Here is a 10306-nt window from a genome sequence, read left to right on the forward strand (position 1 = left end):
CGCTGCACACCGCGACCCAATACGCGCTGCTCACAGCACTCGCCGCGGTCGGGCGTACCTATCTGTCGTCGGGCGCCGGCTTTGTCGCGAAGGCGACGGGATGGCCGGTTTTTTTCGCGATCTGCGTCGTGGTCGCGGTGCCGAGCCTGATCCTGCTGGCATGGCTGCAACGCCGCGGGCATTTTGCCGGGCTGGAGGCGGCGAAGGCTTAGGCGCACCGCCGCGATTCATCCTCAGTCGTCATCACCCGCGAAAGCGGGTGATCCAGTACGCCGCGGCTTCTCGATTGATCACTACGGTCTCTGGAATACTGGATCGCCCGGTCAAGCCGGGCGACGACGGGAGTGGTGCGGGCACTCGTCAATGCTTCGTCACCACGCTCCATTTCGTCACCACAGCTTCGCTCATCTGCCCGGCCTCCTGCGCGCAGGACACCTCGTCGACCTTGACCGAGACTTCCTTGCCGATGAATGCCTTCAGCTGCGCCGCCTGCGCGTCATTGCTGATCACGATCTGAAATGTCTCCGGTCCAGTTTCCAGGCCGCAAAGGCCGTTCGGCGGCGGCAAACGACGGGGCTCGCTGGTGAGCTGATAGGTCGCGGCATGCTTGCCCTTTTTGCCGCCGCGGGTGTGCAGGGCGTTCAGTTCGCCCGACAGCACGTCGCCGGCATTGATCAATCTGGCTGGCTTCGGCGCAGACTCTTCCTGTTGCGCCAAAGCGGCAGGCGCGGTGGATACCGCCGCAAGAACTGTCGCCCAAGCCAACCATACGCCGAATCGTCGTCTTATCATGTCGGTGATTTCCGTGAGGGGTGGTTAGAACAAAGGTGGTTAGAATAATGTCCGCTGCCGCATGGCCGCGGACAGCGTGCCTTCATCGAGATAGTCGAGCTCGCCGCCGACCGGCACGCCGTGCGCCAGCCGCGTCACCTTGACGCCCGCTTCCTGCAGCAGGTCGGTGATGTAGTGCGCCGTGGTCTGGCCGTCGACGGTGGCATTCAGGGCCAGGATGATTTCGGTCACGCGCGGATCATGCGCGCGCGCCACCAGCGCGTCGATGGTCAGGTCCTGCGGGCCGACACCGTCGAGCGGCGACAATGTCGCGCCCAGCACATGGTAAAATCCATTGGTCGCATGCGCGCGCTCCAGCGCCCAGAGATCGGCGACATCGGCGACCACGACGATGATCGCGGGATCACGCCGCAGATCAGTGCAGACCGTGCAGGGATTCTGGGTATCGATATTGCCGCAAATCTTGCAGACCTGAATCTTGTCGATCGCGACCTGCAGCGCACTGGTGAGCGGCGTCATCAGCGCTTCGCGCTTCTTGATCAGATGCAGCGCCGCCCGCCGCGCCGAACGCGGACCGAGCCCCGGCAGCCGCGCCAGCAGCTGGATCAGGCGTTCGATTTCGGGACCGGCGACCGCAGAGGCCATTTAGGTAAGGCCCAGCCCCGGCGGCAGACCCAATCCGCCGGTCAGCGACTGCATCTTTTCCTGCATCGCGGCCTCCGCCTTGCGCCGCGCGTCATTATGCGCGGTGACCAGGAGGTCCTCGAGGATCTCGCGCTCGTCCGCCTTCATCAGCGACGGATCGATCTTGACCGCCTTGACTTCCATCTTCGCGGTCATGCGCACGCTCACGAGGCCGCCGCCGGAGATGCCCTCCACCTCGACGTGGCCGAGCTCTTCCTGCATCGCCTGCATCTTCGATTGCAGCTGGGCTGCCTGCTTCATCATGCCGAGAAAATCAGCCATGGACCGTTCCTTGTCGTTTGCTACTGATCGTCGCCGTCGGCGCTCTCGGCAGGGTCTTCAATGCTGGCATCGGATTCCGGCGGCTCGGGGGCAAGCTTGCGCACCTCGACCACCTTGGTCCCCGGAAATCGCGCCAGCACTTCCTTCACCCGCGGATCGGCTTCGGCGGCGCGCTCGCGCTGGTTCTTCTGGACTTCGTTCTGCGCCCGCAGCGTCGTTTCGCCGGCCTCGTTGGACACGATCACGGTCCAGCGCCGCCCGGTCCATTGCTCCAGCTTGCGGGAGAGATCGTTGATCAGCGTCCGCGCCGCGCTGCGCTCCAGCGCCACTTCCAGCCGGCCGTCCTCGATGCGGACCAGACGGACATCGGCTTCCAGCGCGGCCTTGGTCAACAGATCGCGTTTCTCGCCGGCGAGCGCCACCAGGGCCGGAAAACTTGCGATCCGCAGCGCCGCCGGGGCGGCCTGAACGTCCGGCGTCGGCGCAACCATCTGCGGGCGGGCGGAGGCCTCGGCACCAGCCCTTGGCGCGGAGCTCGCTCGCGCCGGGGACGATGGCATCGAAGCAACCGGCGCCGGCGCGCTGCGTGGCGCGGCGCTGGCGGTGATCAGGGGCGACGTGCTGCCGTGCTGGTCGAGCCTCCGGATCGCTTCGTCCGGCGTCGGCATGGCGGCGACATAGGCGCTCCGCACCGGCACCATTTCGGCGGCCGTGGCCGGCCGCGTCGCGGTCTGTGCCTCGGTGATGCCCTTGAGCAGCATCTGAAACATCCGCGACAGCACCCGCATCGAGATTTTTGCGGCGAAGTCGCGGGCGCGCAGGCGTTCGGTTTCGCCGAACGCGACATTCTCGGCGGTCGCCGGCACGATCTTCACCCGGGTGACGAAATTGACGAATTCGGCGAGATCCGACAGCACCACGATCGGATCGGCGCCGGTGTCATACTGCTCGCGAAATTCCTTGAACGCGCTGGCGATGTCGCCGCGCACCAGCGAATCAAACAGATCGATGACGCGCGTGCGGTCGGCCAGGCCGAGCATCTGGCGCACCGCATCGGCGCGCACGATACCGGCGGCATGCGCAATCGCCTGATCGAACAGCGACAGCGAATCGCGCACCGAGCCTTCGGCGGCGCGGGCGATGATTCCGAGCGCTTCGGGCTCGACCTCGACGTTTTCTTTTGCCGCGATCGTGGCAAGATGGCCCATCAGGACGTCGGCCTCGACCCGGCGCAAGTCGAACCGCTGGCAGCGCGACAGCACCGTGACCGGCACTTTGCGGATTTCCGTGGTGGCGAACACGAATTTGGCGTGCTCCGGCGGCTCTTCCAGCGTCTTGAGGAAGGCGTTGAAGGCCGCGGTCGAGAGCATGTGGACTTCGTCGATGATATAGACCTTGTAGCGCGCGCTGGCCGGCGCATAGCGCACGCTGTCGTTGATCTGGCGCACGTCGTCGACGCCGGTATGGGAGGCGGCGTCCATTTCCAGCACGTCCATATGCCGGCTTTCCATGATCGCCTGGCAATGCACCCCCAGCACCGGCATGTGGATGGTCGGTGCCTTCACTGATCCATCGGGCAATTCGTAATTCAGGGCGCGGGCCAGAATCCGCGCCGTGGTGGTTTTGCCGACGCCGCGCACGCCGGTCAGGATCCAGGCCTGCGGAATGCGTCCGGTCTCGAATGCATTCGAGACCGTGCGGACCACGGCGTCCTGGCCGATCAAATCGTCGAAACTGGAGGGGCGGTATTTGCGCGCCAGCACGCGGTAATGCTTGCCGGCCTCAGGCCCGCTGTCCGCTTCGGTCGGGGGCGTTACGGGAATGCCAGCATCGGTCATCGATCGATCCGCAATTGATTATCTCTCGAAGCCGGCTTGCGGAACTTAACCTGCGCGTATTCTGATCGCAAAACCGGTGCCCACTTTTGCGGAATACGCGATGCACCGAATCAAACGCCAGGGCAGATCACCACTTTTTGCGCGATTCGCTCGAAAAACAGGTAGGAGACTGACGAGCGACCCGATCCGGACCTCGTTAGGGCTGCTTCCTTCCGGACCTGACCCGGTTGGCGAGTGGCTCGTCCACCGCCAATCTCCCGGTCCCTATTTGGGGCCAAAAGGGCCGGAAAGCAAGCGGGGCGTCTGCCGTCATACCCCGCGAAAGCGGGGTATCCAGTAAACCCGGACACCAGCGATAAACAGGCCCGCCGCGGAATACCGGATCATCCGCTTTCGCGGATGATGACGCCTTGATATGAAACGGCGGGCGGTGTCCATTTAGGCACTTCAGACCGAAGCCATCGACAAAACGGTGGACGCACCTGGAACCCTTATGCCCGCTGACACTCCCGCCTGGTCGCTGCATTCCCGGCTCAAGGAAGACACCATCGACATCGGCGACCTGCCGCTATGCCGGGTGCTGGTGATCAAGGACGCGCATTTTCCATGGCTCTTGCTGGTGCCACGCCGGCCCGACATCGTGGAGATCATCGACCTCGACGAGGTCGAACAGGCGCAATTGATGACGGAGATTTCCCGCGCCGCCCGCGCGCTGAAAGAGATCACCCGATGCGACAAGCTGAATATCGCCGCACTGGGCAATCTGGTGCCGCAGCTGCACGTGCATATCATCGCGCGCCGCTCCGGCGACGTCGCCTGGCCACGCCCGGTGTGGGGGGTAATGCCGCCGCTCGCGCACGATGCGGAAGAGGTCCAGAGCTTTATCAGCGCGCTGCGCCGAAAGATCTGGCTTGGTTGAAACAATCTGGTTGAGCACATGACAGCATTCGATTCGTTTCCATTGGGGCAGCCGGCCTTCGTCACCCATATCCTCGATCGCGCCGCGCATCTGCGCAGCGACGACGCCGGGCTGATGACCCTGGAAGGCCACCGCGATGCGCGGGCCTATGTGGTGTATCGCGACTCGCTGGTGGTGAAGCAGGAGGCGGGCGGCCCCCGCGCGCTGCTGACGATCGATGAAGCGCATCAATTCGGCGCCAACCCCGGCACCATCTTCTTAGGCCTGCGCGACGGCGCGGCGGTGTTCGGCATGGGCATAGCGGCCGCGGCCGCGGAGAAATTGCTGACCCGGGACGACGTCGCCGTGACCGAACTGCGCGGCATGGCGATGCAGGGCGTGGTGCCGCCCGACCAGCTGTCGGCGATTGCGATGGCGAAATCGATGGTGTCCTGGCATCAGCGCCACGGCTACTGCGCCAATTGCGGAACCCGGACCGCGATGAAGGAAGGCGGCTGGAAGCGCGACTGCCCGAACTGCAAGGCCGAGCATTTTCCGCGTACCGATCCGGTCGTGATCATGCTGGTGACCTCGGGCGACAAATGCCTGCTGGGGCGGCAAAAGCAGTTTCCCGCCGGGATGTGGTCGTGTCTTGCGGGGTTCGTCGAAGCCGCCGAAACCATCGAGGATGCGGTCCGGCGCGAAATCTTCGAGGAATCCGGGATTCGCTGCACCGACGTGAATTACTACATGACGCAGCCATGGCCCTATCCGTCATCGCTGATGATCGGCTGCACCGCGCGCGCGACCAACGAGGATATCGTTGTCGATCACGCGGAACTGGAGGACGCACGCTGGTTCGACCGGGCCGAGGCGGCGTTGATGTTGAAACGGGAACATCCCGGCGGCCTCGCCGGACCGCACCCGTTTGCCATTGCCCATCATCTGGTCGGCCGCTGGCTGCAGACAGAGCCTGATCTCCGCGCATAGCTGGAACTTCATCATGACTCGCCACTTAACAAGGGATATCAAGTTCCGTCACAGGGCAGGACGGATATGATGGACGAAGCGATGAACTTTCAGTCTGCCGCGCCGAAAATCCCTCCGCGCATTCTCTGCATCGGCATGCCGGTACGCGACCTGACGTTCCGCATCGAGGAACTGCCGGAGCGCGGCTTCAAGGTGAATGCCAGCCATTTCGAGGAAATCTGCGGCGGCAACGCGCTCAATGGGGCGATCGGCATCGTGCGGCTCGGTGGCCGTGCCTCGATCTGCGGGCCGATGGGCGACGCGCGCGAGACCTCGAGCCGGTACATTTTCGACAAGCTGGCCCTTGAGGGCATCGACACCACGCATATCGTGCATATGCCCGATCTGGTGACGCCGATCTCCAACATCATGATCGATCCGAGCGGCGAGCGCACCATCGTGACCTTTCGCGATCCGGAATTGTGGAAAGTCAAACTGCCCGACGCCGATGAGCTGCTGGCGGACTGCAGCGCCATTCTGACCGAGAATCGCTGCGCGGAATTCTGCACGGATCTGTGCGTCGAGGCGCGCAAGCGCGGCATTCCCGTCATCGTCGATGTCGACCGCACCATGTCGCTGCGGGAGGGGCTCCTCACCGCCTCCTCGCATCTGGTGTTTTCCAGCGAGGCGCTGCAGGCGACCGCCGGGGTTGCCGACGACGCCGAGGCGCTCAAAAAGATTGCCAGGCTGACCCCGTCATTCCTGGCGGGAACGCGCGGCGCCAAAGGCACGCTCTGGCTCGACGACCAGCACAATTTGCAGCAGACCCCGGCCTTCCCGGTGCATACCGTGGATACGCTGGGCGCGGGCGACGTGTTCCATGGCGCCTTCGCCCTCGCCATCACCGAAAATCAGGAGCTGCGGGAAGCGCTGCGGTTCGCATCCGCGGCCGCAGCGCTGAAATGCACTCGTTTCGGCGGCGCGTTCGCGGCCCCGCAACGTGCTGAAGTCACAGCGCTTTTGAGTCAGGGCCGTTCAGCTAGCTCGGCACGCACTGGGCAATAAATGGGCTTGCGCTAGAATAATCTTCTATATATTGTGGCAGCAAATGCCATAATTGGAAGAAAGTTCTTCTCATGACCGACCTCGCCGTTCACGTCCTGGAGCCCAATCGCCGGCTCGACGCCATCGACCGCAAGATTTTGACCGTGCTGCAAGACGATGCCTCGCTGTCGGTGGCCGAGATCGGCGACCGCGTCGGGCTGTCCTCGACGCCGTGCTGGAAGCGGATCCAGCGGCTGGAAGCCGACGGCATCATCCTGCGCCGGGTCGCACTGGTCGACCAGAACAAGATCGGGCTCGGCATTTCGGTGTTCGTGTCGGTCGAGAGCGCCGATCATTCCGAGGCCTGGCTGCGGACCTTCGCCGACGCCGTCAGCGCGATGCCCGAGGTCATGGAGTTCTACCGGATGGCGGGCGATGTCGATTACATGCTGCGGGTCGTGGTCGCGGACATGCAGAGCTACGACGTGTTTTACAAGAAGCTGATCAGCGCGGTGCCGCTGAAGAATGTGACGTCGCGCTTTGCGATGGAGAAGATCAAGTCGGTCACCGCATTGCCGGTGCCGGCAGCGTAAGGCAGAACCCGCATCTCCATTACTGGTCATCACCCGCGAATGCGGGTGATCCAGTATCCCAGAGCAGCCGTTGCCAAGCACAGAGGCCACGGCGTACTGGATACCCCGCTTTCGCGGGGTATGACGGCAGTGATGATGCGCGGGACGCGTCAACTCATCTGATGATATTCGTCCACTTCGGGATGACGGCGCCACAAGACATCGAAGCCTCGTGCAGGTCGCGCATTCTACACGCTATCCGCGCCCGCGCGCCCAATCACCACTTATGGCTTTGTTTAAAGGCTAGACGTCATTTGACGCCCCGCCATCACTAACAGAATCTTAGCTCCGGCTTGATATTCTGTCGTGATGTCGCGCGGAAACAGCATCGCAGCATCCCGATGGCCCGCGTGGTTGAACGCGGCCGCATTGCTCGTGGTGAGCTGGATCGCCATTGCCGCCCTGTCCCTGCAAATCCGTCCGGGCACCGAAGTCGTGGCGGTCGCTTTTCCGCCCTGGTGGAGCGCCGCGCAGGTGTTTCAGGCCGCCGCTTCCGCCAACGCCGCCATTGTGCGGATGACGGCCATTCCGGCCGTTCTGGTGGTGCGGCCCGACGACCATGCCGGACTGGCCCGGCTGCGCGAAGCCGGCGTCTGGCTCGCCATGGATCCGCAGGCCATCGCGGCATGTTTTTCAAAATAGATATTAGGGGTAGGGGAACCGAAAATGATGATCGAAAGCGATGATTTGAAAAAATTGCGTGAGACCACCAGCAAGGCATTGCTTGCCGTGCTCTGGTTGCATCTTCCGATCTGCCTGACCATCAGCATGGTGCGCGGCACGGATTGGCTGCTGCCCGCCGTGCTGGTCACGGTGATGGCGCTGGCTGCGACCATCTCGTGGCGCATGGTCGGCAACGAATTGTCGACCCGTCTGATCTTTGCCGTCGCCTTGATGGCCGGCGTATCGGTGTTTGCGTTCCAGCTGTCGGGGCATCCCTGGCAGATCGATATGCACATGTACTTCTTCGCCGCGCTGGCATGTCTGGTCGCCTATTGCGACTACCGGCCGATCATCGCCGGCACGGTTGCGGTCGCGCTGCACCATCTGACGCTGAATTTCCTGCTTCCCGCGGCGATTTATCCCGGCGGGGCCGACCTTGGGCGCGTGGTTCTCCACGCCGTCATCCTCGTCATCGAGGCCGCTGTGTTGATCTGGCTGGCCCATAAACTCTCACTGCTGTTCGAAACCGCCGCACAGAAGACCGCCGAGGCCGAAGCCGCCAGCGCCGCCGAAGCCCGCGCCTTCGCCGGGCGCGCCGAGGCTGAACGAAACGCCAAGCAGGAACGCGACGCCGCGCGGCGCGAACTCGCTGCCGGCTTCGAGCGCAAGGTCGGACATATCGTCGAGGCGGTCGCGGTGGCCGCCAGCGAAATCCAGGGCCTGTCCTCATCAATGAGCGGCACCAACGACACAACGACGCGACAGACCGCCGCAGCGGCGGCCGCATCGACGCGAGCCTCGACCAACGTCGGAACGGTGGCCTCCGCGACCGAAGGGCTCACCGCTTCGATCAGCAAGATCGCCCATCAAGTAACCCGGTCCGCCGAGATCGCCGGCAAGGCCGCCGAGGAGGCACGCCGCACCAATACCGTGGTCGAAGGACTGGCAACCGGCACCCAGAAGATCGGCGAAGTCGTCACGCTGATCCAGAACATCGCCAGCCAGACCAACCTCTTGGCCTTGAACGCCACCATCGAAGCGGCGCGCGCCGGAGAGCACGGCAGGGGATTTGCCGTCGTCGCGAGCGAGGTCAAGGCGCTGGCCAATCAGACCGCGAAGGCGACGGAGGAAATTTCCGCGCAGGTTCAAAGCATCCAGGCCGCCACCGGCGAAGCCGTCAATGCCATTCAGGCGATCGGCGGGACCATCGCCGAGATCGACGAAATATCCAGCCAGATCTCGGCCGCCGTCGACCAGCAGGGCATCGCGACGCGCGAAATCGCCGGCAACGTGCAAGAAGCCGCCGATGGCACCAGGGACGTCAACGACAACATCCTCAGCGTCACCCGGGCTTCCGACGAAGCCGGCGTGGCGACGTCCCGGCTGCTCGATGCGGCCAACGGATTGACGGCGCAGTCCGACCGGCTGAAATCCGAGGTCGATCATTTCCTCGGCTCGCTGCGGGCGGCAGCGGCGGCATAGGGAGCGACACCAGCGGTACTGTCATCACCCGCCACCGGGTCGGCGCGATGCGCCGCCCGATGATAGGCTCCAGCGGGTGATCCAGTATTCCAGAGCAGCCATTAGCCAGGCCACCCTAGGCCACGGCGTACTGGATACCCCGCCGGAGCCTGTCATCGGGCTCGCCGAAGGCGAGACCCGGTGGCGGGGTATAACGACTGTAGAAACGCGAATGACCGGCGCGACGCCGCGTCTTCTTAAATCTTCTGATTGTACTCGCCGACCTCGGGATGGGTGCGCAGCACCGAATCCATCGCCTCGAACAGGTCGCGCATCCGCTGTTCCGAGACCGGGCTTTCGACCACCACCACCAGTTCCGGCTTGTTGGAGGATGCCCGCACCAGGCCCCAGCTGCCATCCTCGACCGTGACGCGCACGCCATTGACGGTGACGAGATCGCGGATCTTTTGTCCCGCGACCTTCTCGCCCTTGGTCTGCATCGCCTCGAAATGCTTCACCACGGCATCCACCACGCCGTATTTGGTCTCGTCGGCGCAATGCGGCGACATCGTCGGCGACGACCAGGTCTTCGGCAGAGCGTCTTTCAGATCCGCCATCGACTTGCCGGGCGCGCGATCGAGCATCTCGCAGATCGCGATCGCTGAAATCAGGCCGTCATCATAGCCGCGGCCGAACGGCTTGTTGAAGAAGAAGTGGCCGGATTTCTCGAACCCCGCGAGCGCACCCAGTTCGTTGGTGCGGCGCTTCATGTAGGAATGACCAGTCTTCCAGTAGGCGGTTTTCGCGCCCTGCTTTAGCAGCACCGGATCGGTGGCAAACAGCCCGGTCGATTTCACATCGACAACGAATTGCGCATTCTTGTGAATCGCCGACATGTCGCGCGCCAGCATGACGCCGACCTTGTCGGCGAAAATCTCCTCGCCGGTATTGTCGACCACGCCGCAGCGGTCGCCGTCACCGTCAAATCCGAGGCCGACATCGGCCTTGTTCGCCAGCACGGCGTCGCGGATCGCGTGCAGCAT

11 protein-coding genes, 1 other RNA gene and 1 pseudogene are annotated in these 10306 nt (G+C 63.8%); 7 read left to right on the forward strand and 6 right to left on the reverse strand.

Going from position 1 to position 10306, the window contains the following annotated elements; all coding sequences use genetic code 11:
* A pseudogene (locus ABR948_RS23895) lies at positions 1-212 on the forward strand (AmpG family muropeptide MFS transporter); the annotation flags it as partial.
* A 148-nt stretch (positions 213-360) separates the two neighbouring features.
* Here the strand turns inward: ABR948_RS23895 and ABR948_RS23900 are convergent.
* The 5 genes from ABR948_RS23900 to ffs form a co-directional block, all read right to left on the reverse strand.
* The gene (locus tag ABR948_RS23900) at positions 361-792 is read right to left on the reverse strand and encodes a hypothetical protein (RefSeq protein WP_428122857.1); all 432 of its coding nucleotides are present in this window, start codon (positions 790-792) and stop codon (positions 361-363) included.
* Positions 793-831: 39 nt separating this feature from the next.
* The gene (recR, locus tag ABR948_RS23905) at positions 832-1437 is read right to left on the reverse strand and encodes a recombination mediator RecR (protein WP_428122859.1); all 606 of its coding nucleotides are present in this window, start codon (positions 1435-1437) and stop codon (positions 832-834) included.
* Positions 1438-1758, reverse strand: coding sequence for a YbaB/EbfC family nucleoid-associated protein (locus ABR948_RS23910; RefSeq protein ID WP_428122861.1), 321 nt, complete (start codon positions 1756-1758; stop codon positions 1438-1440).
* Positions 1759-1778: 20 nt separating this feature from the next.
* A complete protein-coding gene (locus tag ABR948_RS23915; protein WP_428122863.1) occupies positions 1779-3596 on the reverse strand; it encodes a DNA polymerase III subunit gamma/tau in 1818 nt (605 codons plus the stop codon).
* A gap of 161 nt (positions 3597-3757) precedes the next feature.
* Positions 3758-3854, reverse strand: an RNA gene (gene ffs / locus ABR948_RS23920) — signal recognition particle sRNA small type.
* Between the two features lie 235 nt (positions 3855-4089).
* On the opposite strand from ffs, the gene ABR948_RS23925 reads away from it, so the two are divergent.
* The 6 genes from ABR948_RS23925 to ABR948_RS23950 all read left to right on the forward strand — a co-directional run bounded on the left by ABR948_RS23925 (position 4090) and on the right by ABR948_RS23950 (position 9284).
* Entirely contained in the window at positions 4090-4515 is a 426-nt protein-coding gene (locus tag ABR948_RS23925; protein WP_428122865.1) for an HIT domain-containing protein, read from the forward strand.
* An 18-nt stretch (positions 4516-4533) separates the two neighbouring features.
* Entirely contained in the window at positions 4534-5484 is a 951-nt protein-coding gene (nudC, locus tag ABR948_RS23930; RefSeq protein WP_428122867.1) for an NAD(+) diphosphatase, read from the forward strand.
* Between the two features lie 81 nt (positions 5485-5565).
* The gene (locus ABR948_RS23935) at positions 5566-6528 is read left to right on the forward strand and encodes a sugar kinase (RefSeq protein WP_428122870.1); all 963 of its coding nucleotides are present in this window, start codon (positions 5566-5568) and stop codon (positions 6526-6528) included.
* A gap of 71 nt (positions 6529-6599) precedes the next feature.
* Positions 6600-7100, forward strand: coding sequence for an Lrp/AsnC family transcriptional regulator (locus ABR948_RS23940; protein WP_428122873.1), 501 nt, complete (start codon positions 6600-6602; stop codon positions 7098-7100).
* A 393-nt stretch (positions 7101-7493) separates the two neighbouring features.
* Entirely contained in the window at positions 7494-7781 is a 288-nt protein-coding gene (locus ABR948_RS23945) for a hypothetical protein (protein ID WP_428122875.1), read from the forward strand.
* A 24-nt stretch (positions 7782-7805) separates the two neighbouring features.
* Positions 7806-9284, forward strand: coding sequence for a methyl-accepting chemotaxis protein (locus tag ABR948_RS23950; RefSeq protein ID WP_428122876.1), 1479 nt, complete (start codon positions 7806-7808; stop codon positions 9282-9284).
* Between the two features lie 236 nt (positions 9285-9520).
* On the opposite strand, the gene ABR948_RS23955 is transcribed toward ABR948_RS23950, so the two are convergent.
* The coding region (locus tag ABR948_RS23955) for a phosphohexomutase domain-containing protein (protein WP_490337851.1) at positions 9521-10306 on the reverse strand (786 nt) is incomplete at its 5' end.

Origin of the sequence: Bradyrhizobium sp. (genome assembly GCF_050014615.1) — a bacterium.
In the GTDB taxonomy this organism is placed as follows: domain Bacteria; phylum Pseudomonadota; class Alphaproteobacteria; order Rhizobiales; family Xanthobacteraceae; genus Bradyrhizobium.

Excerpts from the sequence above, each read along its gene's own strand:
- ABR948_RS23900 (WP_428122857.1), bottom strand. The coding sequence starts at position 792 with ATGATAAGACGACGATTCGGCGTATGGTTGGCTTGGGCGACAGTTCTT.
- recR (WP_428122859.1), bottom strand. The coding sequence starts at position 1,437 with ATGGCCTCTGCGGTCGCCGGTCCCGAAATCGAACGCCTGATCCAGCTG.
- ABR948_RS23910 (WP_428122861.1), bottom strand. The coding sequence starts at position 1,758 with ATGGCTGATTTTCTCGGCATGATGAAGCAGGCAGCCCAGCTGCAATCG.
- ABR948_RS23915 (WP_428122863.1), bottom strand. The coding sequence starts at position 3,596 with ATGACCGATGCTGGCATTCCCGTAACGCCCCCGACCGAAGCGGACAGC.
- ABR948_RS23925 (WP_428122865.1), top strand. The coding sequence starts at position 4,090 with ATGCCCGCTGACACTCCCGCCTGGTCGCTGCATTCCCGGCTCAAGGAA.
- nudC (WP_428122867.1), top strand. The coding sequence starts at position 4,534 with ATGACAGCATTCGATTCGTTTCCATTGGGGCAGCCGGCCTTCGTCACC.
- ABR948_RS23935 (WP_428122870.1), top strand. The coding sequence starts at position 5,566 with ATGAACTTTCAGTCTGCCGCGCCGAAAATCCCTCCGCGCATTCTCTGC.
- ABR948_RS23940 (WP_428122873.1), top strand. The coding sequence starts at position 6,600 with ATGACCGACCTCGCCGTTCACGTCCTGGAGCCCAATCGCCGGCTCGAC.
- ABR948_RS23950 (WP_428122876.1), top strand. The coding sequence starts at position 7,806 with ATGATGATCGAAAGCGATGATTTGAAAAAATTGCGTGAGACCACCAGC.